Below are 24,977 nucleotides of genomic sequence, written 5' to 3'. Positions count from 1 at the left end.
TACGACTACGGCACGATCCGTAGGTCAGGTAAGCGCAGCGCCACCTGACGATAAGTTTCCACCGTTGTAGAGGAAGAACCCCATGGATGTCATTAAAAAGAAACACTGGTGGCAAAGCGACGCACTGAAGTGGTCAGTGATAGGTCTGCTGTGTCTGCTGGTGGGTTACCTTGTTGTTTTAATGTACGTGCAAGGGGAATACCTATTCGCCATCATGACGCTGATTTTAAGCTCGGTTGGCCTGTATATTTTCGCCAACCGTAAAGCGTATGCCTGGCGCTATGTTTACCCGGGCGTTGCCGGGATGGGGCTGTTTGTCCTCTTTCCGTTGATCTGCACCATCGCGATTGCCTTTACCAACTACAGCAGCACCAACCAGCTCGCGCAGGAGCGTGCCACCCAGGTGCTTCTGGACCGTTCTTATCAGGCGGGTAAAACCTTTAACTTCGGCCTGTATCCTGCGGGTGATGAGTGGAAGTTAGCGCTCACTGACGGTGAGAGCGGCAAAACCTATCTTTCCGACGCGTTCAAATTTGGCGGTGAGCAGAAGCTGACCTTAAAAGAGGCTGCGGCCCTGCCGGAAGGTGAACGTGCCAACCTGCGTATCATCACCCAGAATCGCCAGGCACTGACCCAGCTCACCGCCGTACTGCCAGACGAAAGCAAAGTGATCATGAGCTCGCTGCGCCAGTTCTCCGGCACCCAACCGCTCTATACCCTGGCGGATGACGGCACGCTGACCAACAACCAGAGCGGCGTGAAGTACCGCCCGAACAACGATATTGGTTTCTATCAGTCGGTGAATGCCGACGGCAGTTGGGGGGATGACAAACTCAGCCCGGGCTATACCGTCACCATCGGCTGGGACAACTTTACCCGCGTATTTACCGACGAAGGCATTCAGAAACCGTTCTTCGCCATCTTCGTCTGGACGGTGGTCTTCTCGGTGCTGACCGTGATCCTGACCGTGGCCGTGGGCATGGTGCTGGCCTGCCTCGTGCAGTGGGAGTCCCTGAAGGGCAAAGCGATTTACCGCGTGCTGCTGATTCTGCCGTACGCCGTGCCGTCGTTCATCTCGATTCTGATTTTCAAAGGGCTGTTTAACCAGAGCTTCGGTGAAATCAACATGATGCTGAGCGCGCTGTTCGGCATTAAACCGGCCTGGTTCAGCGACCCGACCACCGCTCGCTCGATGATTATCATCGTGAACACCTGGCTGGGCTATCCGTACATGATGATCCTGTGCATGGGGCTGCTGAAGGCCATCCCGGACGACCTTTACGAAGCCTCGGCGATGGACGGCGCGGGTCCGTTCCAGAACTTCTTCAAAATTACCCTGCCGCTGCTCATTAAGCCGCTGACGCCGCTGATGATTGCCAGCTTCGCCTTTAACTTTAACAACTTCGTGCTGATTCAGCTGTTGACCAACGGCGGTCCGGACCGTCTCGGCACCACCACGCCGGCAGGCTATACCGACCTGCTCGTGAGCTACACCTACCGCATCGCCTTCGAGGGCGGCGGCGGTCAGGACTTCGGCCTGGCGGCGGCGATTGCCACCCTGATCTTCCTGCTGGTTGGCGCCCTGGCGATTGTGAACCTGAAAGCCACACGTATGAAATTTGACTAAGGAGGGCACTGAACATGGCAATGGTACAACCCAAATCTCAGAAACTGCGCCTCCTCGTGACGCACTTAGGCCTGCTGATTTTCATCGCGGCGATCATGTTCCCGCTGCTGATGGTTATCGCCATCTCCCTGCGTTCGGGGAACTTCGCCACCGGGAGCCTGATCCCGGATGAAATCTCCTGGGAGCACTGGAAGCTCGCGCTGGGCTTCAGCGTGGAACACGCGGATGGCCGCGTCACGCCGCCGCCGTTCCCGGTGCTGCTGTGGCTGTGGAACTCGGTGAAGGTGGCAACCATCACAGCCATCGGCATCGTGACGCTCTCCACCACCTGTGCTTACGCCTTCGCCCGTATGCGTTTTCCGGGCAAAGCGACCCTGCTGAAAGGGATGCTGATTTTCCAGATGTTCCCGGCCGTACTGTCGCTGGTGGCGTTATATGCCTTGTTTGACCGTCTGGGCCAGTACGTGCCGTTCATCGGCCTGAACACTCACGGCGGCGTGATCTTCGCCTATCTCGGCGGTATCGCCCTGCACGTGTGGACCATTAAAGGCTATTTCGAAACCATCGACGGCTCGCTGGAAGAAGCGGCGGCACTGGATGGCGCGACACCGTGGCAGGCGTTCCGCCTGGTGCTGCTGCCGTTGTCGGTGCCGATTCTGGCGGTGGTGTTTATTCTGTCGTTTATCGCGGCGATCACCGAAGTACCGGTCGCCTCTCTGTTACTGCGCGATGTAAACAGCTACACCCTGGCCGTCGGTATGCAGCAGTATCTCAACCCGCAAAACTACCTGTGGGGCGACTTTGCCGCGGCGGCCGTCCTCTCTGCCATCCCGATTACCGTGGTGTTCCTGCTGGCCCAGCGCTGGCTGGTCAACGGCCTGACGGCGGGCGGTGTGAAAGGTTAAGTTTCATCTGTTATGCCACTGCAACCCTCAACTTTAGACGTATTGTATTGAACCAACTTGTGACTGTTGTTAGGCGCTCTTCGGAGCGCCCTTTTTTTATTCGCGTTTTAGCCGCTTTGAGTTGCACAGCCAGAGGGTGATCACCAGCAGCAGGATCGCCGCCGAGTAGATCAGCACGTCGAGCGGGGATTTATGATCGACGATGATCAGCCGCACAATGGCGGTGATGCCAATGTAGACAAAATAGCGCAGCGGGAAGTGAAAGCCGGACTGAAAGTACTTCACAATCAGGGCGATAAATTCAAAGTAGAGAAAGTAGACCACCAGGCCTTCCACCAGTGCGTATTTGCTGGTTTGCTCAGGAGCGAAGAGCACATCCGCCAGATGCACCGTCTCTTTACCCAGAAAAACGACCAGGATCAGGCCAAGGCTCAGCAGACCGAGGTTCAGTACGGTCTGGAGTATCGTTGAGATAAACTCAACGCGCGGACGAGTCAGGGATGTCATACAGCACCTCATTCTCCAGGGCGAGGTTCCTGTATAACGCAAAAATGTGACGGGGATCTATATTTTTTGTTTATGTTTGGCGCATTCGCCCGGTGGCGCTGCGCTTACCGGGCCTACAAAAACCGTAGGCCGGGCAAACGCAGTGCCGCCCGGCGTGAAGCATCAGCGGAAGTTAATGTTCTTATCGCTGGTCATATCATACAGCTGGAATTTACGTCCAAGCTGCTGACCGCCGTCGCGCGTCAGCGGCGTCCAGCCCACTGCCGCACGGCTGCGGGTTGGGCCTGATGAGAACAGATCCAGCGGAATCGACACGTACACCCCTTTGGTGAAGTCCCCTTCCCCGTACTCGTCTGGCGAAACGTTGGTGATGGTGGCATAGCCGCCCACCACAACGCCGCTGTCAAAGTGTTTGGAGATATCCAGCGTGCCGCCCTTATCGCCCGCCAGATACTGGCCGACGCTGGCTTTTACCAGCACGTCCTGCGCGAACGACGGCGTCCAGTAGGCGGTCAGGTGGCCGGTTTTGACGCTGTAGTCGGTGAACTTCATCATGTCCTGCGCGCTGCGCCAGTCACGCTGTTTCACGTAGTTGGCATCAACCCCAAACGCCCAGTTGCTGTCGACAGGACGATAAAGCACTTCTGCCCCGGCGCCGCCGAACATGGTTTCCAGATAGCCACCGTAAACCTGGCCGTAGAAGCCGTTGCCGAAGTACTGGAAGTAGTTGGCCTGGAGGTTATTCACGTAGATATCGTTCTGCACATATTCGCGAACGCGGGTACGCACGCGCGGCAGTTTTGAATCGTTCGGCGGGTTGGTGTAGTTAAATTTGTCGTAGTTGTTGGCAATGTTGCCGAACAGACTACCGGTGGTCAACAGGTGGTCGGTCACCCACAGATCTGCCGTCGCCATCGCGCCCAGCTGATACATGTAGAAGTTTTCCGGCCCACCCACGGACTGGTTCAGCACCGGATCGATATGGAAATCGAAGCGCGATTTATCGATATACCAGCCCTGCTCGGTGGTTTCCGGCACCACCGGCTCAACGCGTTTTTGCACCAGCTCGGTTTCATGCCCGAGCGGTTCGCCTTCAAGATGACGCTTAAGGCTGGCAACATCGGTTTCGGTGGTGACCTGCGGCAGATTCAGGCGGTTCTCCGTCACGCGGATCGTGCGGATCCCCTCCGGCAGATCGTTCATGACGATCCGGTTGGCGCGCTCGATCCCTTCGCGGGAGTCGCGGTATTTCACCTGCTCGCCGGTAACATACAGCGTATCGCCTTTGGTCTGGATCTTCGGATCCGCCAGGCCCGCGTTATATTTCAGCAGCGTCAGCTGGTTCGCTACCACGGAGTGCTGAATGATCGCATCCTGCGGCTCCGGCTGATATTTTGGCCGCGGGTTGTCATTATAGTGCGGCCGCATGTCGTTAAAGTTAGTGCGCAGGGTAAAGCCAAACATCAGGGTATTACCGCGCTCATAGCTGAGGTTAACGTCGGCCCAGTCGGTGACGCGGTAAATGGCGCCGACGTTAAACTTGCTCTTCTGCTCAATTTTGCCGGCAAAATCTTCGCTGTAGTTATTACCTTCGTACTCCAGCTTCAGGCGCAGCGGCTGCCATGGCGTTTGATACTCTACACCACCAAACAGCGAGGCCGGGCCGTGGAACATCTGGTCGCCGTTGATGGAGCCCGCTTTCTGGTAGCTGTTATCACGGTAGCAGTATTTATCACTGTAGGAGCAGAACGGATTTTTGACGTTGCCGCTGGTACCCAGATAGCCCCATCCCAGACCAAGCGAGAAATCAAACGGTCCCCAGGCTTTGCTGGCCACGATGTATTCCGCGTCAAACAGGCCGGTCCCGCCAATGTCTTTCGCACCAACGGAGACCTGCGGCATCCAGTAGCTCTCTTCCCACAGGCGCAGCTTCACGTCGAAGGCTTTGTCTTTGTAGGTCTGATCGCCGGAGAAAGCGTCTACGCTGCTGTACTGTTTTGTACGCACGTCGGTGTAGCGCAGCGTGGTCTCCAGCCAGGGGAACAGCTGCACGGACGCAGAGTAGTAACGGTACTGATCGTTATCGCGATAGTTAAGGCTGATTTCCCCCTCGCGGGCCATACGCGCGGTTGGGGTTTGCAGTAAGCCCACGCCGCCAAAATCGGACTGCGACGGGCCGATGGGTGCCGGATACGTTTCTGCATGACAGGCGGCACTCACGCACAGTGCAAGCATGCTGTAGAGATAGGTTTTTTTCATTATTCCGGTATCCGCTGTATCAGGGAGCGAAGGATATCGGCATTAAGCCCGTCATACGCTTTCGTCCAGAAATGGTCGGCAAAACCGACAAAAATGATGCTGCCCGGCATAGGTTCGATATGGCGTTTATTCCAGTAAGCCACCGGCGCTTTCTGCGTATGCCCGTCCGGATAGACCACCCAGGCATAGCTTTTATCCGCTCCGCTGAGCAGACTTTGCTCGTCGAGATAGCTCGCCACGTCCCGGCCCGGCGTAAACGGCTTTTTGCCAGGGCTGCTGAGAAGCCCCATCACGGTGACGGTGGAAGGCTGAGCCGGAAGCCACAGGGTATAGTCCCCTTCCAGCGACGGATTGCCGTTTTCCGCGACACGCACTTCGTCGGGATCGAGATTCACCTTCTGGCGCCCCGTCACCTTAACCGCCTGAAGCTGCTGACGCAGGCTAGTAATAGCCGCGGCATCGTCGGCATCTTCCTGTTGTGCCAGCCCGCTCAGTCGGGCGAGCAGCGCCTGATGTTTTTGTTCCGCTACAATCGTCGCCTGACGCTCGCTGATAACCGCCCCGGTCCACCAGCTTTTCGCCAGCCTCGGCTGCCCCACCAGATCGAGCAGATGCCCGGCATTGGTTAAGGTTTTAGGTTTTTCGCTGTCCGGGGTGTAGACCTGTACCGTTCCCGCAGACCACGCCAGCGGCGAGGCCAGGCTGGCGAGAAGCGCAATGTGGATGAACATTTTCATGATTTCGCCGCCTTGATCAGGGTGGTCTTCACCGGGAAGAAACCGGCACCGAGATACTGCAAGGACTGGCGGATTTGCCCCTCTTCGTCCACCCAGAAGCGGTTATGCCAGGTGGCCTGATCGGTTGTCACCTCTTCATCCAGCACGCGCACCTGCGTTTCGTCGCTGCCCACTTTGACACTGTCCGTACCGTCCCAGCGGAAGGTGGAGCGGGCCGTGGCGTAGCGCACCTGTTTGTGCTCGGTCCAGCCCATCGTGCGCGTCCAGCTTGCGCCATCGACAATCTGATTCGGCTTGATGAGCGGATCTTCAGCCAGGTTGTTCACCTCAAGCAGGTTGTCGCCGCCGAGCAACGTTTTCACGATGCGGGAATGCTGCGTCACGATGGTGGCCTGATCCTGCGTCACCCATTTCTGCTGCCCGTTTTCATCGAAAGCGAGCACCACAAACAGTTGCGGACCATCGTTTAGCTGCATGTACTGGCTGGCATACGGCATGTTCTGAAGTTCGTCATCGGTCAGATGCACGCCCGGCGTGCCGAACATGCTGTCCCACAGTGAGTGGCCCAGCCCTTTGGTGGTAGCTGAGCACGCCTGCAACAGCAGGCAAATCAGGATGATTGCAGGTCGCTTCACGACTCTTCTCCGAAGGGGCGAAATAACCACACCGAAGTGTGGTTATGATTAAAACACCCGGTATTACTGGGTGCTGGTCGTCGTAGTGGTCGTGGTTCCGGTATTGGAGCCATCACCGCCACCGGTTGCCGCCAGCGCGACACCCACGGCTGAACTTACGGCGCTGGTGCTGGCTGCGGTAGAACTCCCCGCAGACGCAGACGTCGCTGCCGACCCTGCTGCTTCCCCGACCTGGACCGGAGCTGCATAGACAGACGTCGCCGCAAGCGCAGATATGGCAAAAATGCCATACAGTACTTTCTTCATAACAATTTCCCTTCAATGAATGAATGGAGATTTGCCCGAAAAGAAATTCAGGCGGATTCGAGTATACACAACTAAAGCAGTGGGTTTACCGTGGGGGTAAATAGGGATGAGGTTTTCAGACTAATGGTTAAAAATGGAAGGAAAAAAGAATCAAGGAAATATATAATCACTATAAATCAAGCATTTATAATATAAGAACATTAAAGCATCACTCCGTATTTTCTTAAAATAAACCTCAGCAATTAACGGGGTTACCGTCTTTTTCGGATTAAACTCAGATTCAGAATTTGAGATAACTAACAGACATCAGGAATTATCCGATAAAAAAATGCCGGCATATCGCCGGCATTGTTCATGACATATTTATTACGCACGCCAGGCTTTATAACGGTTAATCAGACCATTAGTGGAGCTGTCGTGGCTGTCGATCGCTTTATCGTCACCCAGCTCTGGCAGAATGCGGTTTGCCAGCTGTTTGCCCAGCTCAACGCCCCACTGGTCAAAGGTGAAGATGTTCAGAATAGCGCCCTGAGTGAAGATTTTGTGCTCGTAGAGGGCAATCAGCGCCCCCAGGCTGAACGGCGTGATTTCGCGCAGCAGGATGGAGTTAGTTGGACGGTTGCCTTCGAACACTTTAAACGGCACCACGTGCTCCAGCGTTGCCGGATCTTTACCCTGATCACGGTACTCCTGCTCAACCACCTCGCGGGATTTACCGAACGCCAGCGCTTCGGTCTGGGCGAAGAAGTTAGACAGCAGCTTCGGATGGTGGTCGGACAGTGGGTTGTGCGTAATCGCCGGGGCGATGAAATCGCACGGTACCATTTTGGTGCCCTGGTGGATCAGCTGGTAGAACGCGTGCTGACCGTTGGTGCCCGGCTCGCCCCAGATGATTGGGCCAGTCTGGTAATCCACCGCGTTGCCGTTACGGTCAACGTACTTGCCGTTGGATTCCATGTTGCCCTGCTGGAAGTAGGCCGCAAAGCGGTGCATGTACTGGTCGTACGGCAGAATCGCTTCGGTTTCAGCGCCGAAGAAGTTGTTGTACCAGATCCCGATCAGCGCCAGCAGTACCGGCAGGTTTTTCTCAGGCGCGGTGGTGGAGAAGTGTTTGTCCATCGCGTGCGCACCGGAGAGTAGCTCAACGAAATTGTCGAAGCCGACGGACAGAATGATGGACAGGCCGATTGCAGACCACAGAGAGTAGCGGCCGCCAACCCAGTCCCAGAACTCGAACATGTTCGCCGTATCAATGCCGAACTCGCCTACCGCTTTACCGTTGGTGGACAGCGCCGCAAAGTGTTTCGCCACGTGCTTTTCGTCACCCGCGGTTTTCAGGAACCAGTCGCGCGCGCTGTGGGCGTTGGTCATGGTTTCCTGAGTGGTGAAGGTTTTAGACGCCACCAGGAACAGCGTGGTTTCCGGGTTCACCTTTTTCAGCACTTCAGCGATGTGGGTCCCATCGACGTTGGACACGAAGTGCATGTTGAGGTGGTTTTTGTACGGGCGCAGCGCCTCGGTCACCATGAACGGGCCGAGGTCAGAGCCGCCGATACCGATGTTTACGACGTCGGTGATCGCTTTGCCGGTGTAGCCTTTCCAGCTACCTGAGATGATCGCTTCGGAGAAGGTTTTCATCTTTTCCAGCACCGCGTTCACTTCCGGCATCACATCTTTGCCGTCAACGATAATTGGAGTATTGCTACGGTTGCGCAGCGCCACGTGCAGCACGGCACGGTCTTCGGTGCGGTTGATCTTCTCACCGGAGAACATGGATTTGATGGCATCTGCCAGCTCAGTCTCCTTCGCCAGATCTTGCAGCTTCGCCAGCGTCTCTTCGGTGATACGGTTCTTGGAGAAATCCACCAGCATCAGGTCATCGAAGGTGGCGGAAAACTTGCTGAAACGATCGGCATCTTTCGCGAACAGATCCGCGATGGTGACGTCTTTCATTTCATCAAAATGTTTCTGTAGTGCCTGCCATGCAGCGGTCTGCGTTGGGTTGATGTTTTTCATAGCAATACTCTTCTGATTTGAGAATTGTGACTGCGGTCGATTGTAGCGCCTGCAAATAAAAATTGTGATGGTTTTTATGCCATTGCCCTGGTCTGCATCAAACGCAGGTGAAAAGACCCGAAAAGTATAGCTGCTGTCGCGCCCTTCCGGCGTGGCGAAATGTTGGTCAAAAAGGGGGAAAAAGGAGCATAAAATATGGGCCTGTTATAAGTCCTGTTTCTGAGGGGTACCCCCCCATGAAAAATCCGCATAATCCCAGCATTGACAGGACCTCCCCCGCATTTTATTTATAGGGCCGTATTTTGCGCCTGCACCTGTTCTCGCTTCATTCTTGTGCCAAGGTCGCTCTATTCATTCCCTGACACGAGGTTGTTATGACGAGTTTTGTGGTCGCCAAGTTTGGCGGCACCAGTGTGGCAGACTACGATGCCATGAACCGCAGCGCCGATGTGGTGCTGGCCGATCCGAATACCCGCCTGGTGGTACTTTCCGCCTCAGCCGGCGTGACGAACCTGCTGGTTTCTCTGTCTGAAGGACTGGAAGCGACCGAGCGTTTCGTGAAGCTGGATGCACTGCGCAAAATTCAGTTCGACATTCTCGAGCGTCTGCAAAACCCGAACGTCATTCGTGAGGAAGTGGAACGCCTGCTGGAAAATATCACCACTCTGGCCGAAGCCGCGTCGCTGGCAACCTCTACCGCCCTGACCGATGAGCTGGTCAGCCACGGTGAACTAATGTCTACCCTGCTGTTCGTTGAGATCATGCGCGAGCGCAATATTCAGGCGCAGTGGTTCGACGTGCGTAAAGTCATGCGCACCAGCGACCGCTTTGGCCGCGCCGAGCCGGACGTGGAAGTCCTGGCTGAGCTGACTAACCAGCAGCTTGCCCCGCGCCTGGATGAAGGCATAGTGATCACCCAGGGCTTTATCGGCAGCGAAGCCAAAGGGCGCACAACCACGCTGGGCCGTGGCGGTAGCGACTACACCGCCGCCCTGCTGGGTGAAGCCCTGCACGCCACTCGCGTGGATATCTGGACGGACGTGCCGGGAATCTACACCACCGACCCGCGCGTGGTCTCTGCGGCAAAACGTATTGACGTGATCGCCTTTGAAGAAGCGGCTGAAATGGCGACTTTCGGCGCGAAAGTGCTGCACCCGGCCACGCTGCTGCCCGCCGTGCGCAGCGACATTCCGGTCTTCGTTGGCTCAAGTAAAGATCCAAAGGCGGGCGGGACGCTGGTCTGCAAGAAAACCGAGAACCCGCCGCTGTTCCGCGCGCTGGCCCTGCGTCGTAAGCAGACGCTGGTTACCCTGCACAGCCATAATATGCTGCATTCCCGCGGCTTCCTGGCAGAAGTGTTTGGCATCCTGGCGCGCCACAATATCTCTGTAGATTTGATTACCACTTCTGAAGTGAGTATTGCGCTGACGCTGGACACCACCGGTTCAACCTCAACGGGTGATACCCTGCTGACGCAGTCGCTGCTGATCGAGCTTTCCGAGTTGTGCCGTGTGGAAGTGGAAGAAGACCTGGCGCTGGTGGCCATCATCGGCAACAAGCTGTCGCGCGCCTGTGGCGTGGGTAAAGAGGTGTTCGGCGTGCTCGACCCGTTCAATATCCGCATGATCTGCTACGGTGCATCCAGCTACAACCTCTGCTTCCTGGTCCCTGCCGATCAGGCCGAGCAGGTCGTGCAGAAACTTCATCAGAATTTGTTTGAATAAAATTCGTTAGCACGTTAAACAATATCGATAAGCCGGGCACAGACCCGGCTTTTTTATAACAAAACAACACGACAATACTGCAAGGAATTCACTATGCTCTCCGCTATCACCCGGCTGTTCCCGTTATGGGCGCTGCTGCTCTCTGTACTCGCGTATTACACTCCTGCCACGTTCACGGGCATTGGTCCGTGGGTCACCACGCTGCTGATGCTGATTATGTTCGGCATGGGCGTGCATCTGAAAATTGACGATTTCAAACGCGTGCTGTCTCGCCCGGCGCCGGTTGCCGCAGGGATTTTCCTGCACTACCTGGTGATGCCGCTCGCGGCCTGGCTGCTGGCGATGGCCTTTAAGATGCCGCCCGACCTTTCCGCCGGGATGGTGCTGGTGGGGAGCGTTGCCAGCGGCACGGCATCTAACGTCATGATCTATCTGGCGAAAGGCGACGTGGCGCTTTCCGTCACCATCTCGTCCGTTTCCACGCTGGTGGGCGTGATTGCCACGCCTCTGTTAACCCGCCTGTATGTCGACGCGCATATCCAGGTGGACGTGATGGGCATGCTGCTCAGCATCCTGCAAATCGTGGTGATCCCGATTGCGCTGGGGCTGGTGATCCACCATCTCTTCCCGCGGGTGGTGAAAGCGGTTGAGCCGTATCTGCCCGCGTTTTCGATGATCTGCATACTGGCCATTATCAGCGCCGTGGTAGCCGGTTCCGCATCGCACATTGCTTCGGTGGGCTTTGTGGTGATCGTCGCGGTTGTGCTGCATAACACTATTGGTCTGCTGGGCGGTTACTGGGGCGGGAAGCTGTTTGGCTTTGACGAATCCACCTGCCGCACGCTGGCGATCGAAGTGGGGATGCAGAACTCCGGCCTGGCGGCGGCGCTGGGTAAAATTTACTTCTCACCGCTGGCAGCGCTACCGGGGGCGCTGTTCTCCGTCTGGCATAACCTGTCCGGTTCGCTGTTAGCAGGGTACTGGTCCGGTAAGCCGATTGATGACCAACCGAAAAAAGATGCGGTGAAACAGGGTTAATTGTCCCGGCTTGCTTTACACTGAAGCCTCCCCATCAGGAGGCTTCAGCAATGGCTACACCACGTTTGACCCAGAAAGACATGACCGAAGCCGAGCAGCGCGAACTTAAAACGCTTCTCGACCGCGCCCGCATCGCGCATGGCCGCACGCTGACGAACGCCGAAACCAATCAGGTTAAAAAAGAGTACATCGACAAGCTGATGGCGCAACGTGAGGCTGCGGCGAAAAAAGCCCGCAAGCTGAAAAAAGAGCAGGCTTATAAGCCGGATGCAGAGGCGACCTTTTCCTGGTCCGCCAATACATCAACCCGTGGAAGGCGCTAATCAGCGCCCTTTCTTTTTGCGCCCCGGCTGGGTAAAGCGTTTTCCGTTGCCCGGCTTGCCTCGCCCTTTCTCTTCCGCCTGCGGTGCCTTCACCACCGGACGCTTAATCGCCTGCGTTTTCGGTTTGGCTTTAGCTTTCGGCTTCGCTTCGGACGAGGAGTTCTCGATAAGTTTGAACAGCTCGATCAGCTCGTCGTCAGTTAAGTCACGCCACTCGCCCAGCGGGATCCCGGACAGGCTGACGTTCATGATGCGCGTGCGTTCCAGCTTCGTCACTTCATAACCGAAGTACTCGCACATGCGGCGGATCTGGCGGTTCAGGCCCTGAACCAGCGTGATGCGGAACGCGAACGGCGCTTCTTTTTTGACTTTACACTTCTTCGTCACGGTGCCCAGAATCGGCACGCCTGCGCCCATCCCGCGAATGAACTCGTCCGTCACCGGCTTGTTCACCGTCACGATGTACTCTTTCTCGTGGTCGTTACCGGCACGCAGAATTTTGTTGACCAGATCGCCGTGGTTGGTGAGGAAAATCAGCCCCTGAGAGTCTTTATCCAGACGGCCAATCGGGAAAATGCGGCTGCTGTGGTTCACGAAATCAACAATGTTGTCCCGCTCGCCATCTTCCGTGGTGCTGACAATCCCAACCGGTTTGTTCAACGCGATAAACACCAGGTCTTCGGCATCACGCGGTTCGATGACCTGACCATTCACTTTCACCACATCGCCAGGTACCACCTGATCACCAATGGTGGCGCGTTTGCCGTTAAGAAACACGTTACCCTGTTCAATGTAACGGTCAGCCTCGCGACGTGAGCAGATCCCGCTCTCGCTAATGTATTTGTTTAATCGGGTTGATTGAGTTGGCAGCATAGTTTCTCCTGTGAAGGGCGAAATATACCTTAGGTTTGGGCTGGAAAAAAAGATTAGCCGACGGTTACTGAGACGGGTTTTTTAGTTTGCGAGACGCTTTCAGGATTTAGCGTCAGGCTATTTATCCTTGAGCTAACTCCTTTTAGCTTTACTCTCCAGAGACAATTGCTTGTAGTTTATAAATCACAGGGAGTAATATGAAGGAGATCGTTCAGACAGAATCCTTCCGACGCTGGGAGCAAAATTTAAAGGACAGGCGGGCAAAGACGATTATCGCTTCCCGCCTCTTTAGGCTGGCAAATGGCTTAGCGGGCGACATTAGACCCGTGGGGGAAGGTATCAGTGAACTGAGGATCCACTTTGGCCCGGGCTACAGAGTCTATTTTAAGGACCAGGGCAATTGCATCATCGTGCTGTTATGTGGTGGTGACAAAAGCAGCCAGGCCAGAGACATACTTATGGCAAAAATGCTGAGCAATGTATCCCAATGGCAGGAGTGAATGAGCATGCATAAATTAACACCCTACGATCCAGCCAACGCACTGGTGGATGACGAGGAAATCGCTGTGTTTATGGCTGATGCATTAGAGACGGGTGACTCAGCGTACATTGCTAAAGCGCTGGGCGTCATCGCCCGAGCGAAAGGGATGTCGACCATTTCCCAGCAAACGGGCCTGTCACGAGAACAACTGTATCGATCATTCAGTGATAAGGGGAACCCAACGCTCAAAACCACGCTGGCGGTCATGAAAGCATTGGGCCTTGGGTTAACAATCAAACCCTCTGGGGATTAATACTCATCCCGCTCGTCGTCTTCATCCGGTTGCTCCATCACGCTGTACGCCACCGCGCAGAACAACGAGTTGAGACGTTTCATATCGCCCAGCAGCCCCAGGTGGAGCGAGCTGGTTTCGATACTCTGCACGTTCTGCTGATGCAGACGCTCAACGTGGGCGTGCGAGTAGCGGCGATTAAGGATGCGGAAACGATGCTTGTTGCGGCGCAGGCGGCGCGCGCTCGGCACGTCGCTGGAGAAGAAGACCGACATCGCCAGCTTCAGGTTGCTGACCAGCTGTTCGTGCAGCGCTTCCAGCTCCTTCAGCCCTTCCACAGAAAACGCCCGACGTGCTGCCAGGGATTTGTCCGCGATTTCACTGCCCATACGCTCGACAATATCCGAAGCCTGCTCCAGGTTAAGCGACATCTCAATGATTTCCGCCCAGCGGCGGGATTCCTCTTCCGCCAGCTCGTCCTGGGGGATCCGCGCCAGATAGAGCTTGATGGCGGTATACAGCACGTTGATATCGTCCGCCAGCCTGCGCAACTCTTTTTCTTCGCGCGGCTCGCCGTGCATCACCTTTTGCAACCCTTCCAGCATGGTTTCCATCGCGTCACCCATGCGCAGCGTTTCGCGGGCGGCATTGGCGATGGCCAGCGCGGGCGTGTCCAGCACAGAGGTGTCCAGATGCTTCGGTTTAAGGCGCGCGTCCAGCTCCGGTTCATCACGAATTAGCCGCTCGCAGAAGCGGGCCATCGGCGCGGCAAACGGCACCATCGCCAGACAGCGCACCAGGTTGTAGAAGACGTGGAAGTAGATCACCAGTTCCGCTTTCGGCAGAGAGAGATTGTCCATCAGGTTCGCCAGCGGGTGTACAAACGGCAGAATGATCAGGCTGCCCACCAGCTTGAAGAGCAAACTCCCCAGCGCCACCCGGCGGGCGGCAGCGTTGGCGGCGCTGTTGTTGAGCATCGCCAGCAGGCCAGAGCCGAGGTTGGCTCCGATCACCAGGCACAGCGCCACCGGGAAGGAAATGACCCCTGCGGCGGTTAAGGTCGCCGTCAGCAGGACCGCTGCCAGGCTGGAGTAGCTGACGATGGCGAATACTGCGCCGATCAGCGCATCCAGCATAATATCGCCGGTTAACGAGGCGAAGATGACCTGTACACCGTTGGCCTGGGTGATCGGCGTGACAGCCTGCACAATCAACTCCAGCGCCAGCAGGATCAGCCCGAGGCCAATACCGACGCGGCCAAGCTGCCCGGCACGGCTTTGCTTACGGCCGAGGAAGAAAATGACGCCGATAAAAATCAGCAGCGGCGACAGCCAGGAGAGATCGAACGTCAGGATACGCGCCATCAGCGCGGTACCGACGTCGGCGCCCAGGACAATCACCAGCGCCGGGGCGAGCGCCACCAGATCCTGCGCCACGAACGAGGTGACGAGCATGGTGGTGGCGTTGCTGCTTTGCACCAGCGCCGTGACGCCAATACCCGCGCAGAAGGCGAGCGGCTTCTTCTCAACGCTGCCGCTGAGAACGGTACGTAAACGTGCGCCAAACACGCGCATCACGCCGGTACGAACGATATGGGTGCCCCATACCAGCAGTGCGACTGCGGAGAGCAGGTGTAACAACGTCAACACGGTAGGCATTCCTCCTTATCGTTATTCGTTTTCCTGAGGTTCAGTATAAGGGTTTAAACGTAAGAAAGAGACAAGGCACCATAGCGGTGCCCTGTTTGTTGTAAGGAAAAGTGACGTTAGTCTGCGTCGTAGCCTAAATTCGGCGCCAGCCAGCGTTCCACCTCTGACACGCTCATGCCTTTACGCAGAGCGTAATCCTCAATCTGATCGCGCTGAAGCTGTGCCACGGCGAAGTACTTGCTGTCCGGATGGCTGAAGTACCAGCCGGAAACGGACGCGCCCGGCCACATGGCAAATGACTCGGTGAGCTTCATGCCCGTATGCGCTTCTACGTCCAGCAGTTTCCAGATAGTGCCCTTCTCGGTATGTTCCGGACACGCCGGATACCCCGGTGCCGGACGAATGCCCTGGTAGTTTTCGCGGATCAGCTCCTCGTTGCTGAGGTTCTCATTCGCCGCGTAGCCCCAGTGCACCTTACGTACGCGCTCGTGCAGATACTCGGCAAAGGCTTCCGCCAGGCGATCGGCAATCGCTTTCACCATGATTTTGTTGTAATCATCGTGCTGCGCGTCGTACGCATCCGCCAGCGCGTCTTCTTCCAGACCGCCGGTTACGGCAAAGGCGCCGATATAGTCGGCTTTACCGGAGAGTTTCGGTGCGACGAAATCCGCCAGGCAGTAGTTGGCAAAGCCCACTTTCTCGGTTTGCTGGCGCAGATGGTGGCTCACGGCCAGCACATGGGTGCGGGTTTCATCGCGGTAGATTTCCACGTCGTCGCCCACGCGGTTCGCCGGGAACAGCCCCACCACGCCGCGCGGGTTGAGGGCTTTCTCTGCGCTCAGCCTGTCGAGCATGTCGTTAGCATCTTTAAACAGGCGCTTCGCCTCTTCGCCCACCACCTCATCTTCAAGAATGCGCGGATATTTGCCCGCCAGCGACCAGGTCATGAAGAACGGCGTCCAGTCGATGTAGTTACGCAGCGTTTCGATGCTGGCCGTCACGTCCTGCACGCCCAGACGGTGTGCGACCGGCGGCGTATAGCTGGACCAGTCGAACGCCAGATCGTTTTCGCGCGCCGCCTGAAGCGAAACCGGCGGCGTGCGCGGTTTCTTACGTCCATGCTGAATGCGGACGGTTTCATACTCTTTGCGGGTGCGGGCGACAAAGTCATCGCGCTGGGTGTCGGACAGCAGCGCGGAGACCACGCCCACGGTGCGCGAGGCGTTTTGGACATACACCGTCGGCCCGCTGTAGTTCTGCTCGATTTTCACCGCCGTGTGGGCTTTCGAGGTGGTTGCCCCGCCAATCAGCAGTGGAATGGTGAAGCCCTGGCGCTCCATCTCTTTTGCCACGTTGACCATTTCGTCCAGCGACGGCGTAATCAGCCCGGAAAGACCAATCAAATCCGCATTCACTTCGCGCGCGGTCCTGAGGATTTTATCCGCCGGGACCATCACGCCAAGATCGATAATTTCGTAGTTATTACACTGCAACACCACGCCAACGATGTTTTTGCCGATGTCGTGTACGTCGCCCTTCACGGTGGCGATGACCATTTTACCGTTACTGGAGCCCTTCTCTTTGCTGGCTTCGATAAAGGGTTCCAGATACGCCACCGCCTGTTTCATGACGCGGGCGGATTTCACCACCTGCGGCAGGAACATTTTGCCCTCGCCAAACAGATCGCCGACCACGTTCATGCCGTCCATCAGCGGCCCTTCGATCACTTCAATCGGACGGGCGGCCTGCTGACGCGCTTCCTCAGTATCCTGCTCGATAAACTCGGTAATGCCTTTTACCAGCGAGTATTCCAGACGCTTATTCACATCCCAGGAGCGCCATTCGGCCTGTTGAACGTTGGCTGATTCGTCAGATTTACTGCCGCGGTATTTTTCCGCCAGATCCAGCATGCGTTCGGTGGCGTCGTCACGACGATTGAGGATCACGTCTTCTACGGCGTCGCGCAGCTCGGCTGGCAGATCGTCGTAAATTGCCAGCTGGCCGGCGTTGACGATCCCCATGTCCATCCCGTTGCGGATGGCATAGTAGAGGAACACGGCGTGGATCGCCTCACGAACCGGGTCGTTGCCGCGGAACGAGAACGAGACGTTTGACACGCCGCCGGAGATCAGCGCATGCGGCAGTTCGCGTTTAATGTCTTCACACGCGCCGATGAAGTCCTGGGCGTAGTTGTTGTGCTCTTCGATGCCGGTCGCGACGGCGAAGATGTTCGGGTCGAAGATGATGTCTTCCGGCGGGAAGCCCACCTCTTCGGTCAAAATTTTGTACGCGCGGCGGCAAATCTCAATCTTGCGCTCGCGGGTATCGGCCTGACCCACTTCATCGAAGGCCATCACCACCACGGCGGCCCCGTAGCGACGCACCAGCTTCGCGTGGTGGATAAAGGTATCGACCCCCTCTTTCATCGAGATGGAGTTAACGATGCCTTTGCCCTGAATGCACTTCAGCCCTTTTTCGATGACGTCCCATTTAGAAGAGTCAATCATGATCGGCACGCGGGCGATATCCGGCTCACCGGCAATCAGGTTGAGGAAACGCACCATCGCCGCTTCGGCGTCGAGCATCCCCTCGTCCATGTTGATATCGATAATTTGCGCGCCGCTTTCCACCTGCTGGCGGGCAACGTCCAGCGCTTCGCTGTACTTCTCTTCTTTGATCAGACGCTTGAACTTCGCGGAGCCGGTAACGTTAGTACGTTCACCCACGTTCACAAACAGGCTGTCGTCGCCGATGGTCAACGGCTCCAGGCCGGACAGACGACAGGCTACCGGAAGCTCGGGTAGCTTGCGCGGTGGAAGCCCGGCGACGGCGCGGCTCATGGCGGCGATATGCTCAGGCGTGGTGCCGCAGCAGCCGCCGACGATGTTGAGGAAGCCAGATTCGGCCCACTCGCGGATTTGCGCCGCCATGGTGTCGGCATCCAGATCGTACTCACCAAACGCGTTCGGCAGACCGGCGTTCGGGTGGGCGGTGACGTAGCATTCCGCGATACGGGAAAGCTCCTGCACGTACTGGCGCAGCTCGTCCGGCCCCAGCGCGCAGTTCAGGCCGAAGGAGAGCGCTTCGGCATGGCGCAGAGAGTTATAAAACGCTTCGGTTGTCTGGCCGGAAAGCGTGCGCCCCGAGGCATCGGTGATGGTACCGGAAATCATGATCGGCAGGTCGACGCCCAGCGACTCGAACTCCTCTTTTACCGCGTAAATTGCCGCTTTGGCGTTGAGGGTGTCGAATACGGTTTCAATCAGGATCAGGTCGGAGCCGCCTTCCACCAGCGCTTTAGTGGACTCCCGATACGCGGCCACCAGCTGGTCAAACGTGATGTTCCGAAACGCCGGGTCGTTCACGTCCGGAGAAATCGACGCGGTGCGGTTGGTCGGGCCCAGCACCCCGGCTACGTAGCGCGGCTTGTCCGGCGTACGGGCCGTCCATTCGTCGGCGCAGGCGCGCGCCAGCTTCGCCGCTTCAAAGTTGATCTCCGCCGACAGGGACTCCATCTGGTAATCCGCCATGGCGATGGTTGTCGAGTTGAAGGTGTTGGTTTCTACAATATCCGCACCCGCTTCGAAGTAAGCGTTGTGGATATCTCTGATGACTGACGGTTTACTCAACACCAGCAGGTCATTGTTCCCTTTCAGGTCACAAGGCCAGTCGGCAAAGCGCTCTCCGCGGAAATCGTCTTCACACAGACGATAGCCCTGGATCATGGTGCCCATGCCGCCGTCCAGCACCAGAATTCGTTCATTTAACTGCGCACGCAGTTGCTCTACTTTGCTGCTCACACTTGCTCCCGACAACGCTCAACATGGCCAAAAGGCTGCGTTCCATACTGGCATAATCTCGCAGGGTCGAAAAGTCACACAGCGGTAACATGAGACATGTTCACTATCACTCCTCCGATCAGTCAGGAAAGCGGTTGCAAAACCACCAAATAAAACGAAAATGATTTCCACGATACAGAAAAAGGAGTTCGTGATGGTTACGACCGTTCCCGCTAAACGCGGCAGAAAACCTGCTGCAACCACCGCTGCACAACCTGGCGGACAGGTTCAATCCCTGACGCGCGGCCTGAAGCTGCTGGAATGGATAGCCGAATCGCACGGCAGCGTGGCCCTGACGGAGCTGGCGCAGCAGGCTGGCCTGCCGAACTCCACCACGCACCGTCTGCTGACCACCATGCAGCAGCTGGGATTCGTGCGTCAGGTGGGCGAGCTGGGACACTGGGCGGTGGGGGCGCATGCGTTTATTGTCGGCAGCAGCTTCCTGCAAAGCCGCAACCTGCTGGCGATTGTCCACCCGATTCTGCGCAAGCTGATGGAGGAGTCCGGCGAGACGGTAAACCTGGCCGTACTGGATCAGAGCGATCACCAGGCGATTATTATCGACCAGGTGCAGTGTACGCAGCTGATGCGCATGTCCGCACCGATTGGCGGCAAGCTGCCGATGCACGCCTCTGGCGCAGGGAAAGCGTTTCTCTCGCAGCTGAGCGAAGAGCAGGTAACGGGGCTGCTGCACCGTAAAGGGCTGCACGCCTATACCCACGCCACGCTGGTGTCGCCCGTGCATCTGAAAGAAGATCTGGCTCTGACCCGCAAGCGCGGCTATTCGTTTGATGACGAAGAACATGCCCTCGGGCTGCGCTGCCTCGCGTCCTGCATTTTTGACGAGCACCGCGAGCCGTTTGCCGCCATCTCCATCTCCGGGCCGATTTCACGCATGACCGACGACCGCGTCACCGAGCTGGGCGCGATGGTGATTAAGGCCGCGAAAGAGGTGACGCTGGCGTATGGTGGGATTCGTTAAACGTGCATTGCCGCCTGATGCCCTCACTCCGGCCCTCTCCCACAGGGAGAGGGAGAAAAGCGGATGCAAAACCGCTGCTTGCGGCGGTAAGCGTAGACATCTTCCACGTGTCCGTTTTTGATCCGCGTTTGCAGCCCGCGCCAGTAGCTGGCGCGGAACAGATCGGCATGCATCTCTTCAAATAACGGCCCGATGCGCGGGTCGGCACACAGCCAGTGGCGAAACTCCTCCGGAAACACATCGCCCGGCGATACGCTGTACCACGGCTCGCTGGACAGTTCATCTTCCGGGTAGCGCGGCGCCGGGATATCGCGGAAGTTCACCTCGGTCATGTAGCAAATTTCATCGTAATCGTAGAACACCACCCGCCCGTGACGGGTGACGCCGAAGTTTTTAAACAGCATGTCGCCGGGGAAAATATTGGCGGCGGCGAGCTGGCGAATCGCATTGCCGTACTCTTCAATGGCGTCTCGTAAAGCCTGGCCTTCGGACTGCTCCAGCCAGATATTTAACGGCACCATCCGGCGTTCGATATAGAGATGGCTAATCGCAATCTTATCGCCAAGATCGGTAATTTTCGTCGGCGCTTCCTGCATTAGCAGCGACATCAGCGACGGATCGATCTGCTGCTTATCCAGCACAAAGTTTTCAAACTCCTGGGTATCGGCCATTCGCCCGACACGATCGTGCTCTTTAACCAGCTGATAGCAGGCGCGAACGTGCGCGGCGCTCATCTCCTTCTGCGGGGCGAATTTATCCTTAATCACCTTAAACACGCGGTCGAAGCCCGGCAGTGTGAAAACCAGCATCACCATGCCGCGGATCCCCGGCGCTTCGATAAACTGCTCATCAGCCGTGGTGACATAACGCAGGTATTCCCGATAACTTTCCGTTTTGGCATGCTTCTGACAGCCAATCGCCATGTACAGCTCGGCGGTGGTTTTGCCCGGCAGGATCTCGCGCAGCCACTCCACCAGGGCGGCAGGCAGTGGGGCATAGACCATGAAATAGGAACGGGCGAAGCCAAATACGATACTGGCCTCAGCGCTGGTAGTCAGGCAGGTATCGACAAACAGTTGGCCGTCGTCGGTACGGTGAATGGGCAGCAGAAACGGCACGATGGCTGTCGGCGTAACCAGTTTGCCCACCAGCCAGGCGGCCTTATTCCGGTAGAAAAGCTCGTTGGCAACCTGCAAATGGCTGCGGCTGAGCACCTCCTCGCCGAAGGTTTCATTGAGATACGCATGGATATAGCCGATATCCCGGGGTTTATTCTCCCACGGCAGGCGCAGCGGCAAATCCGTTAAGACGCGGTGCAAAAGCTTTTCCCAGCCGCGATCGGGAAAGAAATCTTTCGCCAACGGACGCGGAATGGTACGGAAGCGGCGCTCCGGCTGGGAGCTGAAGATAAATAACCGCTCAGGAGATAATGAGCGGTGGTCAAATAACCGGCAATAGACGGAGTTGAAAAAGCTCTCCGCAATCTCGAAGCGCGGGTAGTCGGGTAACAGATGGGTGTAATGCTCTTTCACGCGCAGTAAAAAATCCGCATCCGGGCTTTTACCGTCGGTGATACAGCGCAGTTGCTCCACCACCAGACCTACATGGTGATCATAAAGATGGATACGCTGCTTCATGGCCTGCTGAACCGCATGCCAGTCGGCGTGCTCAAAACGCTGTTGCGCGCCGGAGGTGACTTCCAGAAAGCGGCCATATTGGGCATCGAAGCCCTGCAAAATAGTTTGGGCAATCAGTAATTCCAGACCACGCGACATATATTCCCCCTCACCCCAACCCTCTCCCCGAGGGGGGAGAGGGGGAAAAGATTAGAACTGTGCTTCTTCCGTTGAGCCCGTTAATGCCGTGACGGAGGAGGCCCCGCCCTGAATAATCGTGGTCACATTATCGAAGTAGCCGGTTCCCACTTCCTGCTGGTGCGAAACGAAGGTATATCCCTCTTTGCCTGCCGCAAATTCTGGCTGCTGCACCTTCTCAACATAGTGCTTCATGCCTTCGCCCTGCGCGTAGGCGTGCGCCAGGTCGAACATGTTGAACCACATGCTGTGGATACCCGCCAGGGTGATGAACTGGTACTTGTAGCCCATATCCGACAGCTGCTGCTGGAAGCTGGCGATGGTGGTATCGTCCAGATTCTTTTGCCAGTTGAAGGACGGCGAACAGTTATAGGCCAGCAGCTTGCCCGGATACTTCGCATGAATCGCATCGGCAAAACGCTTCGCCAGCGCCAGATCCGGCGTGGAGGTTTCACACCAGACCAGGTCAGCGTAAGGGGCATAGGCCAGACCGCGGCTGATGGCCTGTTCGATACCGGCATGCGTGCGATAGAACCCCTCGCTGGTGCGCTCGCCGGTAATAAATTCGCTGTCGTACGGATCGCAGTCAGAGGTGATCAGGTCCGCCGCATCAGCATCGGTACGGGCAATCACCAGCGTCGGCACGCCGAGCACGTCAGCAGCCAGACGCGCGGCAACCAGCTTTTGGATCGCTTCCTGGGTTGGTACCAGCACTTTCCCGCCCATATGCCCGCACTTCTTGACCGACGCCAGCTGATCTTCAAAGTGAACGGCCGCTGCACCGGCCTCAATCATGGATTTCATCAGCTCAAAGGCGTTCAGCACGCCGCCGAAACCGGCTTCCGCATCGGCGACGATCGGCAGGAAATAGTCTATAAAACGCGGATCGTGGGGTTCGATACCCGCGGCCCACTGGATCTGATCCGCACGGCGGAAGGTATTGTTGATCCGATCCACCACTGACGGCACCGAGTTCGCCGGATAAAGAGATTGATCCGGATACATGCTGGAGGCAAGGTTAGCATCCGCCGCGACCTGCCAGCCGGAAAGATAGATAGCTTCAATGCCGGCCTTCGCCTGCTGCAATGCCTGACCGCCAGTCAGTGCGCCGAGGCTGTTGATATAGCCTTTTTTAGCTCCCCCGTGCAGCAGATCCCACATTTTTGCCGCGCCGTTCTGCGCCAGCGTACATTCCGGGTTAACCGAGCCGCGTAACTTCACCACTTCCTCTGCGCTGTACGGGCGGCGAATGCCTTCCCAGCGCGGTTGGGTCCACTCTTTTTGTAACTCTTCGATCTGTTGGGTACGGGTTTTCATGTGCAGATGCTCCATATTGTTATGTGGTGAATTACGCCAGGAAGCGGTAGCCCGGCAGGGTCAGGAAGTCGATTAAGTCATCAGAGGTGGTGATTTGCTCCATCAGACGTGCAGCATCGTCAAAACGCCCACTGCTGAAGCGGTGCTCGCCCAGTTCGTCCTGGATGACCCGCATCTCTTCGGCCAGCATCTGACGGAACAGGGCTTTGGTTACCGGTTTGCCGTTGCTGAGCGTTTTTTGATGGTGGATCCACTGCCAGATGGAGGTACGTGAAATTTCCGCCGTGGCGGCATCTTCCATCAGGCCGTAAATCGGCACGCAGCCGTTGCCGGAGATCCATGCCTCGATGTACTGCACGGCGACGCGAATATTGGCGCGCATGCCCTCTTCCGTACGCTCGCCCGCACACGGCGCGAGCAACTGTTCTTCTGCGATGGGCGCATCATCTTCACGGGTGACAAACAGCTGGTTTTTGTTGTCGCCGAGTACGCGGTTAAAGACTTCCATCGCCGTATCGGCCAGACCGGGATGGGCAATCCACGTCCCGTCGTGGCCATTACGGGCTTCCAGCTCTTTATCGGCTTTCACCTTGTTGAGCACATGGTTGTTACGCTCAGCATCTTTGCTCGGGATAAAGGCCGCCATGCCGCCCATCGCAAAGGCGCCGCGTTTGTGACAGGTCTTAATCAGCAGGCGCGAGTAGGCGCTGAGGAACGGTTTATCCATAGTCACAACCTGACGATCCGGCAATACCCGGTCGGCATGGTTTTTCAGCGTTTTGATGTAGCTGAAGATGTAATCCCAGCGGCCGCAGTTCAGGCCCACAATATGGTCACGCAGCGCATGGAGGATCTCATGCATCTGGAATACGGCAGGCAGGGTTTCAATCAGCAGCGTGGCTTTAATGGTGCCGCGCGGCAGGCTGAAGCGGTCTTCTGCGTAGCTGAAAACTTCACTCCACCACGCCGCTTCCTGCCAGGACTGGGTTTTCGGCAGATAGAAATAGGGGCCGCTGCCTTTCGCCAGCAGGTTTTTATGGTTGTGGAAGAAGTACAGCGCAAAGTCGAACAGGCTGCCCGGAATCGCTTCTCCGCGCCAGGTGACGTGCTTTTCTGGCAAATGCAGACCGCGTACGCGACAGATCAGCACCGCCGGATTCGGTTTGAGCTGGTAAATTTTACCGGCTTCGTTGGTATAGCTGATGGTGCCATTGACGGCGTCGCGCAGGTTGATCTGCCCGTCGATAACTTTCTGCCAGTCCGGTGCCAGCGAGTCTTCAAAATCGGCCATAAAGACTTTGACGTTGGCATTCATGGCGTTGATCACCATTTTGCGCTCTACCGGGCCGGTGATCTCCACACGACGATCCTGTAAATCTTCAGGGATTCCGCGGATTTTCCAATCACCATGACGAATGGAAGCAGTTTCCGAAATAAATCCTGGCAACTTGCCGTTATCGATCCCCTGCTGTTGGTGAATGCGCGCCGCCAGCAGTTTATTACGCTGTGGCGTAAAGCGAGTCACCAGTTCAGTCAGAAACTCTACCGCTTCTGCCGTCAAAACTTGCTGTTCTTGCTCACCATTCGGCTGGGTAAAGGTCAGTTCATCGACCGTTGTTGCCTGTTGAGTCATCGTTCTGCTCCTCATCAAAG

At 56.8% G+C, this 24,977-nt stretch carries 20 protein-coding genes; 8 read left to right on the top strand and 12 right to left on the bottom strand.

The window, feature by feature from the left end:
* Positions 1 to 82 precede the first annotated feature (82 nt).
* Both malF and malG read left to right on the top strand, forming a co-directional pair.
* On the top strand, positions 83 to 1,627 hold the full coding sequence (gene malF / locus L384_RS13780; protein WP_003860331.1) for a maltose ABC transporter permease MalF: 1,545 nt from the start codon (positions 83 to 85) through the stop codon (positions 1,625 to 1,627).
* 14 nt (positions 1,628 to 1,641) lie between these two features.
* Positions 1,642 to 2,532, top strand: a complete 891-nt coding sequence (gene malG / locus L384_RS13785; protein WP_023324006.1) for a maltose ABC transporter permease MalG — start codon at positions 1,642 to 1,644, stop codon at positions 2,530 to 2,532.
* A 96-nt stretch (positions 2,533 to 2,628) separates the two neighbouring features.
* On the opposite strand, the gene psiE is transcribed toward malG, so the two are convergent.
* The 6 genes from psiE to pgi all read right to left on the bottom strand — a co-directional run bounded on the left by psiE (position 2,629) and on the right by pgi (position 8,992).
* Entirely contained in the window at positions 2,629 to 3,039 is a 411-nt protein-coding gene (psiE, locus tag L384_RS13790; RefSeq protein ID WP_000202963.1) for a phosphate-starvation-inducible protein PsiE, read from the bottom strand.
* A 162-nt stretch (positions 3,040 to 3,201) separates the two neighbouring features.
* On the bottom strand, positions 3,202 to 5,298 hold the full coding sequence (locus L384_RS13795) for a YjbH domain-containing protein (protein WP_003860333.1): 2,097 nt from the start codon (positions 5,296 to 5,298) through the stop codon (positions 3,202 to 3,204).
* Positions 5,298 to 6,035 (bottom strand): capsule biosynthesis GfcC family protein, encoded by a 738-nt coding sequence (locus L384_RS13800; RefSeq protein ID WP_023315215.1) that lies wholly within the window; start codon positions 6,033 to 6,035, stop codon positions 5,298 to 5,300. Before L384_RS13800 ends, L384_RS13795 begins: the two co-directional genes overlap by 1 nt.
* Positions 6,032 to 6,670: a YjbF family lipoprotein gene (locus L384_RS13805; protein WP_003860339.1), complete on the bottom strand. Its 639-nt coding sequence runs from the start codon at positions 6,668 to 6,670 to the stop codon at positions 6,032 to 6,034. The genes L384_RS13800 and L384_RS13805 overlap by 4 nt, the downstream gene beginning before the upstream one ends.
* A gap of 63 nt (positions 6,671 to 6,733) precedes the next feature.
* A complete protein-coding gene (gene yjbE, locus L384_RS13810) occupies positions 6,734 to 6,976 on the bottom strand; it encodes an exopolysaccharide production protein YjbE (protein ID WP_003860341.1) in 243 nt (80 codons plus the stop codon).
* Positions 6,977 to 7,342: 366 nt separating this feature from the next.
* Positions 7,343 to 8,992: a glucose-6-phosphate isomerase gene (gene pgi / locus L384_RS13815; protein WP_003860343.1), complete on the bottom strand. Its 1,650-nt coding sequence runs from the start codon at positions 8,990 to 8,992 to the stop codon at positions 7,343 to 7,345.
* 374 nt (positions 8,993 to 9,366) lie between these two features.
* Here pgi and lysC point away from each other — a divergent pair, with 374 nt between their 5' ends.
* The 3 genes from lysC (at position 9,367) to L384_RS13830 (ending at position 12,077) form a co-directional block, all read left to right on the top strand.
* Entirely contained in the window at positions 9,367 to 10,716 is a 1,350-nt protein-coding gene (lysC, locus tag L384_RS13820) for a lysine-sensitive aspartokinase 3 (RefSeq protein WP_003860344.1), read from the top strand.
* A 93-nt stretch (positions 10,717 to 10,809) separates the two neighbouring features.
* Entirely contained in the window at positions 10,810 to 11,754 is a 945-nt protein-coding gene (gene panS, locus L384_RS13825) for a ketopantoate/pantoate/pantothenate transporter PanS (RefSeq protein ID WP_022650218.1), read from the top strand.
* A gap of 50 nt (positions 11,755 to 11,804) precedes the next feature.
* Complete coding sequence (locus tag L384_RS13830; RefSeq protein ID WP_003860346.1) at positions 11,805 to 12,077, top strand: YjbD family protein; 273 nt, start codon at positions 11,805 to 11,807, stop codon at positions 12,075 to 12,077.
* On the opposite strand, the gene rluF is transcribed toward L384_RS13830, so the two are convergent.
* Positions 12,078 to 12,950, bottom strand: a complete 873-nt coding sequence (gene rluF / locus L384_RS13835; protein WP_022646725.1) for a 23S rRNA pseudouridine(2604) synthase RluF — start codon at positions 12,948 to 12,950, stop codon at positions 12,078 to 12,080. It abuts the gene before it with no gap.
* Positions 12,951 to 13,147: 197 nt separating this feature from the next.
* On the opposite strand from rluF, the gene L384_RS13840 reads away from it, so the two are divergent.
* Together L384_RS13840 and L384_RS13845 are read left to right on the top strand one after the other, a co-directional pair.
* Positions 13,148 to 13,450: a type II toxin-antitoxin system RelE/ParE family toxin gene (locus L384_RS13840; RefSeq protein WP_023315213.1), complete on the top strand. Its 303-nt coding sequence runs from the start codon at positions 13,148 to 13,150 to the stop codon at positions 13,448 to 13,450.
* 6 nt (positions 13,451 to 13,456) lie between these two features.
* The gene (locus L384_RS13845; protein WP_022650216.1) at positions 13,457 to 13,744 is read left to right on the top strand and encodes an addiction module antidote protein; all 288 of its coding nucleotides are present in this window, start codon (positions 13,457 to 13,459) and stop codon (positions 13,742 to 13,744) included.
* On the opposite strand, the gene L384_RS13850 is transcribed toward L384_RS13845, so the two are convergent.
* Both L384_RS13850 and metH read right to left on the bottom strand, forming a co-directional pair.
* On the bottom strand, positions 13,741 to 15,372 hold the full coding sequence (locus tag L384_RS13850) for a Na/Pi cotransporter family protein (protein WP_003860350.1): 1,632 nt from the start codon (positions 15,370 to 15,372) through the stop codon (positions 13,741 to 13,743). The two genes, L384_RS13845 and L384_RS13850, sit on opposite strands and share 4 nt — an antisense overlap.
* Before the next feature lie 116 nt (positions 15,373 to 15,488).
* Complete coding sequence (gene metH, locus L384_RS13855; RefSeq protein WP_023324005.1) at positions 15,489 to 19,172, bottom strand: methionine synthase; 3,684 nt, start codon at positions 19,170 to 19,172, stop codon at positions 15,489 to 15,491.
* Positions 19,173 to 19,365: 193 nt separating this feature from the next.
* Between metH and iclR the strand changes: the two genes are divergently transcribed.
* A complete protein-coding gene (gene iclR, locus L384_RS13860) occupies positions 19,366 to 20,193 on the top strand; it encodes a glyoxylate bypass operon transcriptional repressor IclR (RefSeq protein WP_003860353.1) in 828 nt (275 codons plus the stop codon).
* A 23-nt stretch (positions 20,194 to 20,216) separates the two neighbouring features.
* Here iclR and aceK read toward each other — a convergent pair whose 3' ends face one another.
* Genes aceK through aceB form a run of 3 tightly spaced genes read right to left on the bottom strand, consistent with a single transcriptional unit; the run spans position 20,217 to position 24,957 of the window.
* Positions 20,217 to 21,968 carry a bifunctional isocitrate dehydrogenase kinase/phosphatase gene (aceK, locus tag L384_RS13865; protein WP_003860354.1) on the bottom strand — a complete coding sequence of 584 codons (1,752 nt, stop codon included), beginning with the start codon at positions 21,966 to 21,968 and terminating at the stop codon, positions 20,217 to 20,219.
* Between the two features lie 51 nt (positions 21,969 to 22,019).
* Positions 22,020 to 23,324 (bottom strand): isocitrate lyase, encoded by a 1,305-nt coding sequence (gene aceA / locus L384_RS13870; RefSeq protein ID WP_003860356.1) that lies wholly within the window; start codon positions 23,322 to 23,324, stop codon positions 22,020 to 22,022.
* Positions 23,325 to 23,355: 31 nt separating this feature from the next.
* Entirely contained in the window at positions 23,356 to 24,957 is a 1,602-nt protein-coding gene (gene aceB, locus L384_RS13875) for a malate synthase A (protein ID WP_003860359.1), read from the bottom strand.
* Between the last annotated feature and the right edge of the window lie 20 nt (positions 24,958 to 24,977).

Origin of the sequence: Enterobacter sp. MGH 38, assembly GCF_000492855.1 — a bacterium.
GTDB lineage: Bacteria > Pseudomonadota > Gammaproteobacteria > Enterobacterales > Enterobacteriaceae > Enterobacter > Enterobacter hormaechei_C.
The sequence above is the reverse complement of the archived record's forward strand: the minus strand, read 5'-3'. Positions and strand labels throughout refer to the sequence as shown.